This is a genomic window from Sedimentimonas flavescens (assembly GCF_025154035.1).
GTDB lineage: Bacteria > Pseudomonadota > Alphaproteobacteria > Rhodobacterales > Rhodobacteraceae > Rhodobacter > Rhodobacter flavescens.
The window spans coordinates 1-15,208 of the sequence record NZ_JAOALJ010000005.1 but is presented as its reverse complement, the minus strand read 5'-3'; the positions used below and the strand labels follow the sequence as shown (position 1 = coordinate 15,208).

Genomic DNA, 15,208 nt, shown 5'->3' with positions numbered 1-15,208 from the left:
TTCCCCATGAAATTCACCGAAGAACACGAATGGCTGCGCGTCGAGGGCGATCTGGTGCTCGTGGGCATCACCGACCATGCCTCGGAACAGCTGGGCGACGTGGTGTTCGTGGAGCTGCCCGAACTTGAAACCCAGGTCGCCAAGGGCGACGAGATCTGCGTGATCGAGTCGGTCAAGGCCGCCTCGGACATCCTCGCCCCGGTCGATGGCGAGATCGTTGAGGTCAACGAGGCGCTGGCCGATAACCCGGGCCTCGTGAACGAAGACCCGCTTGGCGCCGCCTGGTTCTTCAAGATGAAGGTCGCGGATATGAGCCAGCTCGACGGCTTCATGTCGGAAGACGAATACAAGGATTTCATCGGGTAATATCATGTTCACCCCCACGACATACAACACCTACGATTTCGCGAACCGCCGCCACATCGGGCCGAGCCCGGCGGAAATGTCCGAGATGCTGAAAGCCGTGGGGGTGCCGAACCTCGACGCCCTGATCGACGAAACGGTGCCGAAAAGCATCCGTCAGTCCGAACCCCTTGGCTGGGCGCCGCTGACCGAGCACGCGCTGCTGGCCCGCCTGCGCAAGGTGGCCGGAAAGAACAAGGTGATGACCTCGCTGATCGGGCAGGGCTATTACGGCACCGTCACCCCGCCCGCGATCCAGCGCAACATTCTGGAAAACCCGGCCTGGTACACCGCCTACACCCCCTACCAGCCCGAGATTGCGCAGGGCCGGCTTGAGGCGCTTTTGAACTACCAGACCATGGTGGCCGATCTGACCGGCCTGCCGGTCGCAAATGCCTCGCTGCTTGATGAGGCCACCGCCGCCGCCGAGGCCATGGCCATGGCCGAGCGCAGCGCGAAATCGAAGGCGCGCGCCTTCTTTGTCGATCTCAACCTGCATCCGCAGACCATCGCCGTGATCGAGACCCGCGCCCTTCCGCTCGGGATCGAGATCGTCAAGGGCCTGCCCGACGATCTGGTGCCCGAGGCGGTCTTTGGCGCGATCTTCCAATATCCCGGCACCTACGGCCATGTGCGCGACTTCACCGACCTGATCGAGAAGCTGCACGCCGCCAAGGCGCTCGCCGTGGTGGCGACCGACCTTCTGGCGCTGTGCCTGCTGAAAGAGCCGGGTGCGATGGGCGCCGATATTGCTGTGGGCTCGGCGCAGCGCTTTGGCGTGCCGATGGGCTATGGCGGCCCGCACGCGGCCTTCATGTCCTGCCGGGACGAGTTCAAGCGCTCCATGCCGGGACGCATCGTCGGCGTGTCGATCGACAGCCATGGCGACAAGGCCTATCGCCTCAGCCTGCAAACGCGCGAGCAGCACATCCGCCGCGAGAAGGCCACCTCGAACGTCTGCACGGCGCAGGCGCTGCTCGCGGTGATGGCGTCGTTCTACGCGGTGTTCCACGGGCCGATGGGTCTGCGCGGCATCGCCGAGATGGTGCATTCCAACGCCGTTCGTCTGCGCGATGCGCTGGTCGCCGCGGGGGCAGAGGTTGCGCCGGGCGCCTTCTTCGACACGATCACCGTGAAGGTCGGCGTGGGGCAGATGGGCATCATGGCCGCCGCGCGCCATCGCGGGATCAACCTGCGCAAGGTCGGGCGCGATCGCGTCGGCATCTCGGTCGATGAGCTGACCGATACCGATGTGCTGGTGCGCGTCCTCGACGCCTTCGGCATCACCGACCCGGTGCCCGAGACGGTCGGCCTTGGCTTCCCCGAGGAACTGCTGCGCCAAAGCGCCTACCTGACCCATCCGGTCTTCCACATGAACCGCGCCGAGTCCGAGATGATGCGCTACATGCGCCGCCTGTCGGACCGCGACCTCGCGCTGGATCGTGCGATGATCCCGCTTGGCTCCTGCACCATGAAGCTGAACGCGGCGGCCGAGATGATGCCGATCACCTGGCCCGAGTTCGGCGCGCTGCATCCCTTCGCGCCCGCCGATCAGGCGCAGGGTTATCACGAGGCCATCGACGATCTGACCGCGAAGCTGTGCGAGATCACCGGCTACGATGCCTTCTCGATGCAACCCAACTCGGGCGCGCAGGGGGAATATGCGGGGCTTCTGACCATCGCCGCCTATCACCGCGCGCGCGGCGAGGGGCACCGGAACATCTGCCTTATCCCGGTTTCGGCGCATGGCACGAACCCGGCCTCGGCGCAGATGGCGGGGATGAAGGTGGTGGTCGTGAAATCTGCCCCGAATGGCGACGTGGACCTAGAGGATTTCGAGGCCAAGGCGGCGGAGGCAGGCGGTAATCTTGCGGCCTGCATGATCACCTACCCCTCGACCCACGGCGTGTTCGAGGAAACCGTGCGCCGGATCTGCGAGATCACGCATGAGCATGGCGGGCAGGTCTATCTGGACGGCGCCAACATGAACGCGCTGGTGGGTCTGGTGAAGCCGGGTGAGATAGGCTCGGATGTGAGCCACCTGAACCTGCACAAGACCTTTGCCATCCCGCATGGCGGTGGCGGCCCCGGCATGGGGCCGATCGGGGTCAAGGCACATCTGGCGCCCTATCTGCCGGGTCACCCCGAGGTGGGCGGCGAAGAGGGGCCGGTTTCGGCGGCGCCATACGGCTCGGCCTCGATCCTGCTGATCTCCTGGGCCTATTGCCTGATGATGGGCGGGGCCGGGCTGACGCAGGCGACCCGCGTGGCGATCCTCAACGCCAACTATATCGCGGCGCGGCTCAAGGCGGCCTATCCGATCCTGTTCATGGGCAACCGGGGCCGTGTGGCGCATGAGTGCATCCTCGATACCCGCGAGTTCGCCGAGGTGGGTGTGACCGTCGACGACATTGCCAAGCGACTGATCGACAACGGGTTCCATGCGCCCACGATGAGCTGGCCGGTGGCGGGTACGCTGATGGTGGAGCCTACCGAGAGCGAGACCAAGGCCGAGATCGACCGTTTTATCACCGCCATGCTCGCCATCCGCGAGGAGGTGCGCGATGTGGCCGATGGCAAGATCGGCGCCGAGGAAAGCCCGCTGCGCCGCGCGCCCCACACCGTGGAGGATCTGGTGGCCGAATGGGATCGTCCCTACTCGCGCGAGCAGGGCTGTTTCCCTCCCGGATCGTTCCGCGTGGACAAGTACTGGCCGCCTGTTGGGCGGGTCGACAACGTCTTCGGTGACAGGAACCTGATCTGCACTTGCCCGCCGCTTGAGGCCTACGCGGCAGAATGAGCATGAGGCCGGGGGGCGCTGCCCCCCGGACCCCCCGGGATATTTGGACAAAGCCGAAAGAGCTGCCCTTGCAAGCAGGCGAGTGCGCTCCAATATATTCTCGAAATGGAATTCGAATGGAGGCTGTCATGGCCGAAGCGATGCGTGTGACCTGTCTTGAGTGCGGGCAGCCGAACCGGGTGCCTGCCGAGAAGCTGGAGGCGGGGCCGAAATGCGGGGTTTGCGGGGGTGCGCTGAACTCGGGCAAGGTCACGGAGGTGGATTTCGAGATCCTCGCGAAGGCCGAAAAGGACGACTTGCCGCTGCTGGTGGATTTCTGGGCGCCGTGGTGCGGGCCTTGCCGTCAGATGGCGCCTCAGTTCCAGGCGGCTGCCGGGATGCTGGCGCCCAAGGTACGGCTTGCCAAGATCAATACCGAGGTCAATCCGGTCGCGACGCAACGCTATCGGATCCAGGGGATTCCGTCCTTCATCCTGTTCCGGAAGGGGCGAGAAGTGGCCCGCGCTGCGGGTGCCAGACCGGCGACGGACCTTGCAGCTTTCGTGCGTTCGAAGCTGGGCGTGGCGGCCTGACGCAGGCGGGATTATTTTTCGCGCAGCGCGGGTTGGGGCGCTTGACAACGCCCCGTGCCTGCGCGAAAAGCCCGCCCACGGTGAGGGGCAGTAGCTCAGTTGGGAGAGCGCGTCGTTCGCAATGACGAGGTCAGGGGTTCGATCCCCCTCTGCTCCACCATTCTCCACAGCCACCGGACCATGTGAATGGAAATTGGTCGTCGATAGTTTTTTGGCGGACCAAGGGCGACATTATTTCGAGGCCTGTGCATTGATGCGACGGCGGACTGTACGCGCTGTAAAGGCGCGCAATGCAAAATAGTTCTTTCTGAATCTGCGGGTTGGCGGCCATGCGGCACGCTCCCGGCGCTCACCACGAAGAGGACAGAGCGCAGGGGCGGTTCCCGGGCGCGAGATTGGGCTCTGAGCGGCTAGTAGAGAGCAGCGTTGGAGCTCTTCGAGGAGGATCGAAGCCTCAGTGAGATCCGATTGCGATCGGTTGGCCGGTTCAGAGCGGGGGGAGGCTGCGTGCCGCTTTCTGCATCTTCGAATAACGCGACGATTTGTTGATGTGGAAAGTGCGCAGGGCGTTTGCGCAATACAGCCAATACCATCGCCTGTTTGCGCGCGGCCTCAACGTATCGCAGCTTTGCTTCGTCCGGGTCCTTCGTTCTTAGCGACCAAATGACCTCTTTGCGGCCAAATGCCTCCACCAAATCGGCGGTTTTTTTGGGGCGGAATTAGTAGACGCCAGACTTTGGATTCTTGTGCGGACGAGCCATCTGCAAGACCATGGTGTAGAACCTCGGTGTAGAGCCGAAGTCAATCTAAGCCCTTGATGGGGGCCATCTTTTTGATTTTCAAAGTGAAAAGATGGTGCTGTGAGAGAGGATTGAACTCTCGACCTCTCCCTTACCAAGGGAGTGCTCTACCACTGAGCTACCACAGCGCCGAACCGGTGTGTTTCGACCGTGGGCGGGGATTTAGACGTATTCGCCGAACAGCGCAAGCGCAAAGTCGCACCCTCTCTCGACACATTTTTCAGGGCAGGCTACAGAGGGGCCATGAATGACAAAACCTCCGGATCGAAAAGCCAGCAGGGTAAGGACAAACCCTCTGCCGAGCTGAGCCGCGACGAGCGGCTGGCGGCGGCGTTGCGTGCGAATCTGCAACGCCGCAAGGCGCAGTCGCGCGCGCGGGCGGCCGAGACCGGGGATGAGGCGGAAGGGAACGAGTAGATGGATTCGATCATCGTGCGCGGCAACGGGCCGCTCAAGGGCCAGATCCCGATTGCCGGGGCCAAGAACGCATGTCTTGCGCTGATGCCGGCAACGCTTCTGAGCGAGGAGCCGCTGACGCTGACCAATGCGCCGCGCCTGTCGGATATCCGCACCATGACGGAGCTTCTCGCCTCGCTCGGGGCTGAGGTGACGGCGTTGCAGGATGGCAAGGTTCTGGCGGCCTCGTGCCATGGTGAGATCAACCCGGTCGCGGATTATGACATCGTGCGCAAGATGCGCGCGTCGAACCTGGTGCTGGGGCCTTTGCTGGCGCGTCTGGGCCATGCGGTCGTGTCGCTGCCGGGCGGTTGCGCGATTGGCGCGCGCCCGATGGATATTCACATCGACGCGCTGGCCGCCCTGGGCGCCGAGATCGAGCTGAAGGAAGGCTATCTGCACGCCAATGCGCGCGGCGGCCTCAAGGGCGCGGTGCATGAGATGCGCTTTGCCTCGGTCGGTGCGACCGAGAACTTCCTGATGGCGGCGGTGCTGGCCAAGGGAACTTCGGTTCTCAAGAACGCCGCGCGCGAGCCCGAGATCGTCGATCTGGCGAAATGCCTGCGCGCCATGGGGGCGCAGATCGAGGGCGAGGGCACTTCGGACATCACCATCGAGGGCGTGGACCGGCTGCATGGCGCGACTCACCCGGTGGTCACTGACCGGATCGAGTTGGGCACCTATATGCTGGCCCCGGCTATCTGCGGCGGCGAGGTCGAGTGCCTGGGCGGCCGCATCGACCTGATCGAGAGCTTCTGCGAAAAGCTCGACGGGGCGGGTATCTCGGTCGAGCAGACCCATACCGGCATCAAGGTCAGCCGCAAGAACGGCCGCGTGCGTGCCGTCGATGTGGTGACCGAGCCCTTCCCGGGCTTCCCCACCGACCTTCAGGCGCAGATGATGGCGCTGTTGTGCACGGCCGAGGGAACCTCGGTGCTGGAAGAGAAGATCTTCGAGAACCGCTTCATGCACGCGCCCGAACTGGTGCGCATGGGCGCCAAGATCGAGGTGCATGGCGGCCACGCGACGGTGCATGGCGTCGAGAAGCTGAAGGGCGCGCGCGTCATGGCGACCGACCTGCGGGCCTCGGTGTCGCTGATTCTGGCGGCACTTGCGGCCGAGGGTGAGACCATGGTCAGCCGCGTCTATCACCTTGATCGCGGCTATGAGCGGGTCGAGGAAAAGCTCAGCGCCGTTGGCGCCAAGATCGAGCGGGTGAAGGGGGACTGATGGCGGACGCACGATTCGAGGATGCGGCGGAAGGGGCGCTGAGCCTGCGGGCAGAGTCGCCCGAGGATCTGGGCGTGATCGCCACGCTCGTGCAGGATGCCGTTTTGCCGATCACCGAGATCGTGTGGGAGGCCAAGGCCCGCCGTTTGGCGCTGCTGGTCAATCGCTTTCGCTGGGAAGACAAGGCGCGCGCCGAGGCAGAGGGGCGGCCCTTTGAACGGGTTCAGTCGCTGCTGGTAATATCGGATGTAACCCGCGTGGCCTCAAGCGGTATCGACCGGGCGGACCGTGATCTGGTTCTGTCGATTCTCGACATTGCCTGGGAGGCGGGCGAAGACGGGGCCGGGCAACTCGTGCTGACGCTGGCGGGCGACGGCGCCATCGCAGCCACGGCCGAGTGCCTCTCGGTCGATCTGCGCGACGTGACGCGACCTTACCGCGCGGTGTCGGGCGCGGCGCCGGTGCATCCGGAATGATCCGCGCGGCGCGCCCCGAGGATGCCGCGCGCATCTCGGAAGTGCTCTGCGCGTCGATCCGGGATCTGTGCGGCGCCGATCATCAAGATGATCCGGCGAAGATTTCCAACTGGCTGGCCAACAAGACGCCCGAAAGCGTGGCGGCGATGATCGCAGCACCCGGCGGGCGGTTTTATGTGGCCGGGCAGGAGCGGATCGAGGCGGTCGGCGCCATCGAATGGGCCGGACTGCCTGAGGATACGGGCAAGATCACGCTTCTATACGTTCACCCCGAGGCGCGGCGTCAGGGCTACTCCTCGGCGCTGCTCGCGGCGATGGAGGCCGAGCTGGTCGGGATGGGCCGCAGCCGGGGCCTATTGACCTCGACCGCCACGGCTTTTGCCTTCTACCGTCATCACGGCTGGCACGTCGATGGCCCGCCGCGCGAGGGGCGCTGGATTTTGGGCCGCCCGATGCGCAAGGATCTGTCCTGAGGCCTTATTTTTTGAATGCGCGCGCTTGCCGAGGGGCGTGCAACTCTCTATCCCGTTGAACGGATAAGGAGACCGTGATGCCGCATTTCCTCAGCACAAGCGATGCCGATTTCGAGGCCCGTTTTACCGCACTGCTTGGCATGAAGCGCGAGGACAGCCCCGATGTCGATGCGGCGGTGGCGGGGATCATCGCGGATGTACGTGCGCGCGGCGACGCGGCGGTGATCGAGCTGACCTCGAAATTCGACCGGCTCGACCTGACGCCCGAGACGCTCGCCTTTTCCGAGGCCGAGATCGAGGCCGAGATCGCCAAGGTCAGCCCCGCAGAGCGCGCGGCGCTGGAACTCGCGGCCGAACGCATCCGTGCCTACCACCTGCGCCAGATGCCGCATGATGCGATGTGGCGCGATATGTCGGGCGCGATGCTGGGCTGGCGCTTCACGCCGGTTTCGGCGGCGGGGCTTTACGTGCCGGGCGGGCTGGCGAGCTATCCGTCCTCGGTGCTGATGAATGCGATCCCGGCCAAGGTTGCCGGGGTGCAGCGCCTTGTGGTTGCCTGCCCGACGCCGGGCGGTGTGGTCAACCCGCTGGTGCTGCTGGCAGCAAAGCTGGCCGGTGTCGATACGGTCTATCGCATCGGCGGCGCGCAGGCGATCGCGGCTCTGGCCTATGGCACCGAGACCGTCGTGCCCGTGGACAAGATCACCGGCCCCGGTAATGCCTTCGTGGCGGCGGCCAAGCGGCGGGTCTTTGGCAAGGTCGGTATCGACATGATCGCCGGTCCGTCCGAGATTCTGGTGATCGCGGATGGCGACAACAACCCAAACTGGATCGCGCTCGACCTGCTCAGCCAGGCCGAACATGACGAATCCGCCCAGTCGATCCTGATCACCACCGATCAAGGCTTTGCCGATGCGGTTACCCGCGCGGTCGAGAAGCGGCTTGAGACGCTTGAGCGCCGCGCCATCGCCGGTGCCAGCTGGCGCGATTTCGGCGCGGTGATTGTGGCGAAGGATCTTTCCGAGGCCGCGGCGCTGTCGAACCGCGTCGCGCCCGAACATCTGGAATTGTGCGTGGCCGATCCCGACGGGCTGGCCGAGGAGATCACCCATGCGGGTGCGATCTTCCTGGGGGCCTATACTCCCGAGGCCATCGGCGACTATGTCGGCGGCCCCAACCATGTGTTGCCCACCGCACGCTCGGCGCGTTTTTCGTCGGGGCTTTCGGTCCTCGACTTTGTCAAACGCACGACTTTGGCCAAGATGACGCCCGAATCGCTCAAGGCAATCGGCCCTTCGGCTGAAACCCTGGCGAAATCGGAAAGCCTTGAGGCGCATGGCCTGTCGGTGCGTGCGCGCCTTGCGGCACTGAATGAAGGAGACGAGTGATGGCACGAATCGCCAAGTTGGAAATTGACGACTCGGGCCTGTCCGCGCCGACCCCGGAGATCGAGCAGGAGCGCCGTGTGGCCGTCTTCGATCTGCTCGAAGACAATTCCTTCGCCATTCCCGGCCGCGAGGGCGAAGCCGCGCCCGAAGGCCCCTTTGCCCTGATGCTTGCCGTGCGCGACGGGCGCCTGGTGTTCGACACCTCCACCGAGGGCGGCGACAAGGTGGCCGAGTTTCACCTGTCCTTTGGTCCCTTCCGGCAGGCGGTCAAGGACTATGCCCAGATCTGCGAGAGCTATTTCGAAGCGGTCAAGAGATTGCCCCCCAGCCAGATCGAGGCGATCGACATGGCGCGGCGCGGCATCCACAACGAAGGCGCGCGCATCTTGCAAGAACGCCTCGAAGGTAAGGCCGAGATCGACATTGACACGGCGCGTCGCTTGTTCACCCTCGTCTGTGCTCTTGCTCCGGTGAAATGATGCCCAGTCTTCCCCATTCGGTCCTTTTCTGCTGCGACCACAACGCCACGCGCTCGCCGATGGCCGAGGGGGTGATGAAGAAGCTCTATGGTCGGGAAGTCTATGTTCAGTCTGCGGGCGTGAAGTCGGATCTGGAGATCGACGGTTTCACCATCGCGGTGTGCCATGAGATCGGTGTCGATCTGACCCGCCACCGCTCGCGCGATTTCAACGAATTGTCGGATTTCGGGGATAGTCTTGAGTCATTCGATCTGGTGATTGCGCTGACGCCCGCTTCGCGCGCGATGGTCGAAGAGATGTCCCGGCTGCACCATGTGCCGGTCGAATTCTGGCCGATCACGGATCCAACGGGCGCGGGAGAGAACCGCGAGGCTCGTTTGGCGGCCTACCGCGCCACCCGCGAGCAGATCAGACGCCATATGATTGAGCGTTTCGGCCCGCCCAAAGAATAACCCCACGGAGACTGCAATGCCCCGCGCGACCGCCCTTGCCACGATCTCGGCCTATTACGACGCGTTCAACGCGGGGGATACGGCGGGGATGGAAGCCCTGCTGACCGAAGATTTCGAGCATCACGTCAATGAGGGCCAGATCCGCCACGGCATCGAGGCCTTCCGCGCCTTCAACGCCCATATGACGCGCTGCTACCGCGAGCATCTGAGCGACGTCGTGGTCATGGCCAATGACGCGGGTACTCGCGCCGCGGCGGAATTCGTCGTGAACGGGGTCTATCTGCAAAGCGACGATGGTCTGCCCGAGGCCAAGGGCCAGAAATATATCCTGCCCGCGGGTGCCTTCTTCACGCTGCGCGACGGGCGTATCCAACGTGTGACGACCTTTTACAACCTCGCTGACTGGATCCGGCAGGTCAGCTGATGGAGGTCCGCGTCCTGACCGGCGCGGCGCTGGACGCCGCGCTTGACGATGTGGCGCGGCTGCGGATCGCGGTCTTTCGGGACTGGCCCTACCTTTATGACGGATCGCTCGACTATGAGCGCGGCTATCTGGAAAGCTACCGCGCCTCGGCGGCGGCGGTGGTTGTCGGCGCTTTTGACGGTGCCCGGCTGGTCGGCGCTGCGACCGGAACGCCGCTGGAAGACCACGCCGAAGGTTTTGCCGCCCCCTTCGCGCAGACCGGTCTGGCGCTGAATCAGGTCTTTTACTGCGCCGAGTCGGTCCTGCTGCCGGACTATCGCGGGCAGGGGCTGGGCCACGCGTTTTTCGATGCGCGCGAGGCCCATGCCCGCGGCCTCGGGCGCAGCCATTCGGTGTTCTGCTCGGTGATCCGGTCGCCCGACCACCCGTTGCGGCCCGCCGATTACCGCCCGCTCGATTCCTTCTGGCGCAAGCGCGGCTATGCGCCCCTGCCGGGCGTCGTTGCGCGCTTCAAATGGCGGGATTTGGGCGAGGCTGAAAGCACCGAAAAACCGCTGCAATTCTGGGGGCGAGAGCTATGAGGCAAGTAACCATCGCGGCGGCGGGCTACCCGCTTGACTGGCTCGAGGATTGGTCGGCCTATGAGGCCAAGGCGCGCGCTTGGGTCGAACATGCGGTCGGGCAGGGCGCGGTCATCCTGGTGTTCCCCGAATATGCGGCGATGGAACTGGCCTCGCTTGGCGGGCCAGAGGTGGCAGGCAATATCGAGACCGCGTTGCACGAGGTCGCGCGTCACCGCCCGGCCATGGAGCAGATGTTCGCGGGCTTCGCGCAGCAATACGAGGTCTATATCCTGGCACCCTCCGGCCCCGTGATCGAGGGTGACAAGCGCCTCAACCGCGCGGCCTTCTTCGGCCCCGCGGGCCGGATCGGGCATCAGGACAAGGTGATGATGACGCGCTTCGAGCGCGAGATCTGGGATGTCTCGGCCGGGCAGGGGCTGCAACTGTTCGACACCGCGCTTGGCAAGATCGGCATCGTGATCTGTTATGACAGCGAGTTCCCGCTGCTTGCGCGCGCGCTGTGCGAGGCCGGGGCCGAGATCCTTCTGGTGCCGTCCTGCACCGACGCGATCGCCGGCTGGTCGCGGGTGCGCGTGGGGGCGATGGCGCGGGCGCTGGAAAACCAGTGCGTTGCCGTTCAGGCGCCGACGGTCGGGGATGCTCATTGGTGCCCTGCCGTCGATGAAAACCGGGGCGCCGCCGCGATCTTCGGCCCGCCCGACACCGGCTGGCCCGAAACCGGCGTGATTGCCGAAGGTGCGCTGGATACGCCCGGTTGGGTTATCGGTCGCGTCGATCTTGATCTGGTCGCGCAAAGCCGTGCCGATGGCCGGGTTTTGCCTTTCGCGCATTGGCCCGAGCAGCTTTCGCAGATCAAAGACGTCACGATTACGCGCGAAACCCCGGTCGAAACTTGACATTGGCCTTGAATTTTGCCGCATCCGGGCGCATGTATCGCGCGCCTGCGGCATAGCGCGGGTAATCTTATCAGGAGTGACCATGGCCAAGGAAGAAATGCTCGAATTCCCCGGCGTCGTGAAGGAACTCCTGCCGAATGCGACGTTCAGGGTCGAGCTGGAAAACGGCCATGAGATCATCGCGCATATGGCAGGAAAGATGCGTAAGAACCGCATCCGCGTTCTGGCCGGCGACAAGGTTCAGGTGGAAATGAACACCTACGACCTCTCGAAGGGTCGTATCAACTACCGCTTCAAGTGAAGCTAATTCTCGGATCGGCGAGCCCGCGCAGGCTCGAGCTTCTGGGGCAGCTTGGGCTGTCCCCCGATGCGGTGCGCCCCGCCGATATCGACGAAACCCCGCTGAAGGCCGAGCGCGCGCGCGATTACGTGGCGCGCATGGCGCGGGAAAAGGCCGCTGCGATCGATTGCGGCGCCGAAGAGGTCGTGCTGTGCGCCGATACGACGGTGACCTGCGGGCGGCGTATCCTCGGGAAACCTGAAGATGAGAAAGAGGCGGCCGAGTTCCTGTGGCTTCTGTCCGGGCGGCGCCATCACGTGCTGACCGCCGTTGCGGTGCGCACGGCAGCCGGCCAGCACGAACGTCTCGTCGATACCATCGTGCGCTTTCGCCCGCTGTCGAATGAGGATGTGAACGGCTATCTCGCCTCGGGCGAGTGGCGCGGCAAGGCGGGCGGCTACGCCATCCAGGGCCTTGCCGGGGCGTTCATTCCCTGGATTCAGGGCTCGTTCACCGGCGTGGTCGGATTGCCGTTGGCCGAAACCGCGGTTCTGTTGCGGGCAGCCGGAATCGCTGCCAAGGGGGCATGATGAAGGGACGCGTGGTCGTTCTGGGCCAGTTGCGCGGGCTTGAGGCCGCAGCGCTTATGGTTGACGGACAGCTTGAAGATCTGCTGGTCGATAGCTCGGACGCCGTGGCGCTTGTGCCGGGCGCGATCTGTCGCGGTCTGATCGAACGCCAGATGAAAGGTCAGGGCGGCGTTTTCGTGCGCCTCCCCGGCGGTGAGAAGGGCTTTCTGCGCGATGCCAAGGGATTGGCGCCCGGCCAGACGGTGATCTGCCAGGTGACCGGCGGGACCGAGGCGGGCAAGGCCCTGCCGGTGTCGCTTCGTCTGTTATTCAAGTCACGCTACGCCATCGTCACGCCGGGCGCGCCGGGGCTGAACATCTCGCGCCGCATCCGCGACGAAGACCTGCGCGAGGATCTGGGCGCGCTGGCCAAGGTTGTCATGGAGGGCTCCGAGATGGGGCTGATCCTGCGCTCGGCCTGTGAGGGCGCCGAGGATGGCGAGATCGTCGAGGATATCGCCGCGATGCGCGATCTGGCGGAGGCGGTGACCACCGATACCGAGGGCGAGCCCGAACTGCTGGTCGATGCGCCCGCCCCGCATGAAGAGGCCTGGCGCGAATGGGCTGAGCCCGCGCCCGACGAGATCGTTGAGGGCTTCGAGGAACATGGCGTTCTGGAGGCCATCGACACCGTGCTAAGCCCCCGCGTGGCGTTGACCGGCGGCGGCCATATGATGATTGAGCCAACCCGCGCGCTGATCGCGGTCGATGTGAACACGGGCGCGGATACCTCGCCCGCCGCCAGCCTCAAGGCCAATATCGCCGCCGCGCGCGACCTGCCGCGCCAGTTGCGCTTGCGGGGTCTGGGCGGGCAGGTGACGGTCGATTTCGCGCCGATGCCCAAGAAAGATCGCGCCACGCTGGAGCAGCAGTTGCGCGTGGCCTTCAAGGGCGAGGCCGCCGAAACCAGCCTTGCCGGATGGACGCCGTTGGGGAATTACGAGCTGCAGCGCAAGCGCGACCGTGTGGCCCTGACGCAGCTTCTGGAAGCCGCGAAATGAGCTGCCCGATCTGCGGCAAACCGGCGGAAGACAAATATCGCCCCTTCTGTTCGAAGCGCTGCGCCGATGTCGATCTGGCGCGCTGGCTGAAGGGTTCCTACGTGATTCCCGGCGATTTGACCGAGGAAGAGGAGCGCCCGCAAGACGGCGCTCCGGGTGGCCCGGAAGGCGCGCTGCACTGATCGAATTCCTGCGTATTGTCTTGATTGCACAGTGATTTTTCAGGGCGTGTCGAGGTTCTTAAGCTGGCGCTGCAAGTATCCGCAAAAAAAAAAGAAAAACCCTCTGGACAGCCCCCGCGCCAGCGTCTAGTAACCCTCCACCAACGCCGGATCGGCCTAGCCGATGGCCCGGTGCCCGGATAGCTCAGTTGGTAGAGCAGCGGATTGAAAATCCGCGTGTCGGTGGTTCGAATCCGCCTCCGGGCACCATAGCATCCGCTAAGCAACTGTTTTGCCTCAGCTTTATCGCAAGATGGAGCTACTGTAGAACATGGCGGAGAACAAACCTGCACCGCACTCATTTGTGAAAGATGGCGTCTACTACTTTGTGAGGCGCGTCCCCAAGGACCTGCTGCACCACTACACATCTTCGAAAATTTCGTTCTCACTGCGCACGAGGTCGGCATCCGTCGCTGCCTCTCGCGCAATGAGAGCAGCGCAACGGCTGGACGAGCACTGGTATTTCCTCAGGATCAACGACTGCGATCTACCGGGGAAGCACATGCTTCGCTTGGCGCAGAATACCAACGCTGTCCCCGCCGTGATGGCCATGACTGCCGCTGCAGCAGTAACCGTGACGCTCTCGGAAGCCGTGGGCATCTACCTGCGGCTCAAGGGACAAGGTCGCCCGGTCACCTTCCACCGCGCCGCTGAGCGGTCCTGCGGCTATGTCATTGACGTCTGCGGCAACAAAGACATCACTGCCTACACCAAAGCAGAGGCGAACGCCTTCCGCGACGACCTGATCAAGCGCGGACTGGCAGGCAGCAGCATGACGCGGGTCTTCGGAACGGTGCGCTCGGTCATCAACTTCGCTGCCGCCGAGATCGGCATCAACATCACCAACCCATTCGGCGGAGTTTACTACGACCGCAACGCAGGCGTCGAGGATCGGGAACCGCTGTCGCTCGATGCCATCCGCACCCTACAGAAGGAGTGCCGCAAGTTGGACGATGACTTGCGCTGGCTTGTCGCCCTGGTGTCCGACACCGGGATGCGCCTCGCTGAGGCCGCAGGCCTGTTGAGGGAGGACCTCAAGCTCAATGATCCGATCCCACATGTGGTCGTGCGAGAGCATCCATGGCGGCGGTTGAAGACGGCAGGCAGCAACCGGAAGGTCCCGCTGGTCGGTGCATCGCTCTGGGCCGCTAAGCGCCTCCAAGAGAACTTCAAGGACAGCGAGTTCGCCTTCCCGAGATACAACAAGGGCGATCATACCAACGCCAACTCGGCAAGTGCGGCACTGAACAAATGGTTGAAGACACACGTCAACGACAAAGGGACCATGCATAGCTTCCGGCACTCGATGCGTGACCGGCTGCGGGCGGTTGAGTGTCCTGCCGACATCGTGGACCAAATCGGAGGGTGGCAGACAGAGGGCGTCGGACACAGCTATGGCACAGGTTACCCGCTCGACGTGCTGGCCAAATGGATGCGAGCTGCAGCATAGCCGGATGGCCATGTTCTACAGTAGCTCCATCTTGCGATAAAGCTGAGGCAAAACAGTTGCTTAGCGGATGCTATGGTGCCCGGAGGCTCCCTCTGTATTGGGTTATGTTCCCGTTACAGGCATCGCATCAGCTCCAAGCCTCAGCAAACACAGGGATAATCGCAGAGTGGAGTTGGGGTCAACAGGTGTCGCGTG

The 15,208-nt window shown here is 64.1% G+C and carries 19 protein-coding genes and 3 tRNA genes; 20 read left to right on the top strand and 2 right to left on the bottom strand.

Annotation, left to right across the window (positions count from 1 at the left end):
• Nucleotides 1–6: 6 nt before the first annotated feature.
• From gcvH to N3C64_RS10110, 4 genes are all read left to right on the top strand, one after another.
• Nucleotides 7–366, top strand: a complete 360-nt coding sequence (gene gcvH, locus N3C64_RS10125; protein ID WP_260014234.1) for a glycine cleavage system protein GcvH — start codon at nt 7–9, stop codon at nt 364–366.
• 1 nt (nt 367) lies between these two features.
• Entirely contained in the window at nt 368–3,202 is a 2,835-nt protein-coding gene (gene gcvP, locus N3C64_RS10120) for an aminomethyl-transferring glycine dehydrogenase (RefSeq protein WP_260014561.1), read from the top strand.
• Nucleotides 3,203–3,330: 128 nt separating this feature from the next.
• Nucleotides 3,331–3,774 (top strand): thioredoxin TrxC, encoded by a 444-nt coding sequence (gene trxC / locus N3C64_RS10115; protein WP_260014233.1) that lies wholly within the window; start codon nt 3,331–3,333, stop codon nt 3,772–3,774.
• Between the two features lie 84 nt (nt 3,775–3,858).
• Nucleotides 3,859–3,934 (top strand) — tRNA-Ala (locus N3C64_RS10110).
• A gap of 250 nt (nt 3,935–4,184) precedes the next feature.
• Here the strand turns inward: N3C64_RS10110 and N3C64_RS15275 are convergent.
• Entirely contained in the window at nt 4,185–4,466 is a 282-nt protein-coding gene (locus N3C64_RS15275; protein WP_375546112.1) for a DUF6538 domain-containing protein, read from the bottom strand.
• A gap of 161 nt (nt 4,467–4,627) precedes the next feature.
• A tRNA-Thr gene (locus N3C64_RS10105) sits at nt 4,628–4,702 on the bottom strand.
• Between the two features lie 115 nt (nt 4,703–4,817).
• Here N3C64_RS10105 and N3C64_RS10100 point away from each other — a divergent pair.
• From N3C64_RS10100 to N3C64_RS10025, 16 genes are all read left to right on the top strand, one after another.
• Complete coding sequence (locus N3C64_RS10100; RefSeq protein ID WP_260014232.1) at nt 4,818–4,991, top strand: hypothetical protein; 174 nt, start codon at nt 4,818–4,820, stop codon at nt 4,989–4,991.
• Nucleotides 4,992–6,260, top strand: a complete 1,269-nt coding sequence (gene murA, locus N3C64_RS10095) for a UDP-N-acetylglucosamine 1-carboxyvinyltransferase (protein ID WP_218630790.1) — start codon at nt 4,992–4,994, stop codon at nt 6,258–6,260.
• Nucleotides 6,260–6,736: a DUF2948 family protein gene (locus tag N3C64_RS10090; RefSeq protein ID WP_260014231.1), complete on the top strand. Its 477-nt coding sequence runs from the start codon at nt 6,260–6,262 to the stop codon at nt 6,734–6,736. Before murA ends, N3C64_RS10090 begins: the two co-directional genes overlap by 1 nt.
• On the top strand, nt 6,733–7,209 hold the full coding sequence (locus N3C64_RS10085) for a GNAT family N-acetyltransferase (protein ID WP_260014229.1): 477 nt from the start codon (nt 6,733–6,735) through the stop codon (nt 7,207–7,209). The genes N3C64_RS10090 and N3C64_RS10085 overlap by 4 nt, the downstream gene beginning before the upstream one ends.
• Nucleotides 7,210–7,286: 77 nt before the next feature.
• Entirely contained in the window at nt 7,287–8,597 is a 1,311-nt protein-coding gene (hisD, locus tag N3C64_RS10080) for a histidinol dehydrogenase (protein ID WP_218630787.1), read from the top strand.
• Complete coding sequence (locus N3C64_RS10075; protein ID WP_218630786.1) at nt 8,597–9,076, top strand: UPF0262 family protein; 480 nt, start codon at nt 8,597–8,599, stop codon at nt 9,074–9,076. Before hisD ends, N3C64_RS10075 begins: the two co-directional genes overlap by 1 nt.
• Nucleotides 9,073–9,528: an arsenate-mycothiol transferase ArsC gene (locus N3C64_RS10070; protein WP_218630785.1), complete on the top strand. Its 456-nt coding sequence runs from the start codon at nt 9,073–9,075 to the stop codon at nt 9,526–9,528. Before N3C64_RS10075 ends, N3C64_RS10070 begins: the two co-directional genes overlap by 4 nt.
• Nucleotides 9,529–9,544: 16 nt before the next feature.
• Nucleotides 9,545–9,952 (top strand): ketosteroid isomerase-related protein, encoded by a 408-nt coding sequence (locus N3C64_RS10065; protein ID WP_260014226.1) that lies wholly within the window; start codon nt 9,545–9,547, stop codon nt 9,950–9,952.
• Nucleotides 9,952–10,533, top strand: coding sequence for a GNAT family N-acetyltransferase (locus N3C64_RS10060; protein ID WP_260014224.1), 582 nt, complete (start codon nt 9,952–9,954; stop codon nt 10,531–10,533). The genes N3C64_RS10065 and N3C64_RS10060 overlap by 1 nt, the downstream gene beginning before the upstream one ends.
• The gene (locus tag N3C64_RS10055; protein WP_260014222.1) at nt 10,530–11,432 is read left to right on the top strand and encodes a carbon-nitrogen hydrolase family protein; all 903 of its coding nucleotides are present in this window, start codon (nt 10,530–10,532) and stop codon (nt 11,430–11,432) included. The genes N3C64_RS10060 and N3C64_RS10055 overlap by 4 nt, the downstream gene beginning before the upstream one ends.
• Before the next feature lie 82 nt (nt 11,433–11,514).
• Entirely contained in the window at nt 11,515–11,733 is a 219-nt protein-coding gene (gene infA / locus N3C64_RS10050; RefSeq protein ID WP_036636451.1) for a translation initiation factor IF-1, read from the top strand.
• Nucleotides 11,730–12,302, top strand: coding sequence for a Maf family protein (locus N3C64_RS10045; protein ID WP_260014213.1), 573 nt, complete (start codon nt 11,730–11,732; stop codon nt 12,300–12,302). The genes infA and N3C64_RS10045 overlap by 4 nt, the downstream gene beginning before the upstream one ends.
• The gene (locus tag N3C64_RS10040; RefSeq protein ID WP_260014560.1) at nt 12,302–13,342 is read left to right on the top strand and encodes a ribonuclease E/G; all 1,041 of its coding nucleotides are present in this window, start codon (nt 12,302–12,304) and stop codon (nt 13,340–13,342) included. Before N3C64_RS10045 ends, N3C64_RS10040 begins: the two co-directional genes overlap by 1 nt.
• On the top strand, nt 13,339–13,524 hold the full coding sequence (gene yacG / locus N3C64_RS10035) for a DNA gyrase inhibitor YacG (RefSeq protein WP_218630779.1): 186 nt from the start codon (nt 13,339–13,341) through the stop codon (nt 13,522–13,524). Before N3C64_RS10040 ends, yacG begins: the two co-directional genes overlap by 4 nt.
• Before the next feature lie 173 nt (nt 13,525–13,697).
• A tRNA-Phe gene (locus N3C64_RS10030) sits at nt 13,698–13,773 on the top strand.
• A 61-nt stretch (nt 13,774–13,834) separates the two neighbouring features.
• The gene (locus N3C64_RS10025; protein ID WP_260014212.1) at nt 13,835–15,013 is read left to right on the top strand and encodes a DUF6538 domain-containing protein; all 1,179 of its coding nucleotides are present in this window, start codon (nt 13,835–13,837) and stop codon (nt 15,011–15,013) included.
• The last annotated feature ends 195 nt before the right edge of the window (nt 15,014–15,208 follow it).

What these genes read in the sequence shown, in the direction of transcription:
- N3C64_RS10060 (WP_260014224.1), top strand. Translation starts at nt 9,952, where the DNA reads ATGGAGGTCCGCGTCCTGACCGGCGCGGCGCTGGACGCCGCGCTTGAC.
- N3C64_RS10090 (WP_260014231.1), top strand. Translation starts at nt 6,260, where the DNA reads ATGGCGGACGCACGATTCGAGGATGCGGCGGAAGGGGCGCTGAGCCTG.
- N3C64_RS10055 (WP_260014222.1), top strand. Translation starts at nt 10,530, where the DNA reads ATGAGGCAAGTAACCATCGCGGCGGCGGGCTACCCGCTTGACTGGCTC.
- N3C64_RS10070 (WP_218630785.1), top strand. Translation starts at nt 9,073, where the DNA reads ATGATGCCCAGTCTTCCCCATTCGGTCCTTTTCTGCTGCGACCACAAC.
- murA (WP_218630790.1), top strand. Translation starts at nt 4,992, where the DNA reads ATGGATTCGATCATCGTGCGCGGCAACGGGCCGCTCAAGGGCCAGATC.
- infA (WP_036636451.1), top strand. Translation starts at nt 11,515, where the DNA reads ATGGCCAAGGAAGAAATGCTCGAATTCCCCGGCGTCGTGAAGGAACTC.
- trxC (WP_260014233.1), top strand. Translation starts at nt 3,331, where the DNA reads ATGGCCGAAGCGATGCGTGTGACCTGTCTTGAGTGCGGGCAGCCGAAC.
- N3C64_RS10075 (WP_218630786.1), top strand. Translation starts at nt 8,597, where the DNA reads ATGGCACGAATCGCCAAGTTGGAAATTGACGACTCGGGCCTGTCCGCG.
- N3C64_RS10040 (WP_260014560.1), top strand. Translation starts at nt 12,302, where the DNA reads ATGAAGGGACGCGTGGTCGTTCTGGGCCAGTTGCGCGGGCTTGAGGCC.
- gcvH (WP_260014234.1), top strand. Translation starts at nt 7, where the DNA reads ATGAAATTCACCGAAGAACACGAATGGCTGCGCGTCGAGGGCGATCTG.
- N3C64_RS10085 (WP_260014229.1), top strand. Translation starts at nt 6,733, where the DNA reads ATGATCCGCGCGGCGCGCCCCGAGGATGCCGCGCGCATCTCGGAAGTG.
- N3C64_RS10065 (WP_260014226.1), top strand. Translation starts at nt 9,545, where the DNA reads ATGCCCCGCGCGACCGCCCTTGCCACGATCTCGGCCTATTACGACGCG.
- hisD (WP_218630787.1), top strand. Translation starts at nt 7,287, where the DNA reads ATGCCGCATTTCCTCAGCACAAGCGATGCCGATTTCGAGGCCCGTTTT.
- N3C64_RS10100 (WP_260014232.1), top strand. Translation starts at nt 4,818, where the DNA reads ATGAATGACAAAACCTCCGGATCGAAAAGCCAGCAGGGTAAGGACAAA.
- yacG (WP_218630779.1), top strand. Translation starts at nt 13,339, where the DNA reads ATGAGCTGCCCGATCTGCGGCAAACCGGCGGAAGACAAATATCGCCCC.
- N3C64_RS10025 (WP_260014212.1), top strand. Translation starts at nt 13,835, where the DNA reads ATGGCGGAGAACAAACCTGCACCGCACTCATTTGTGAAAGATGGCGTC.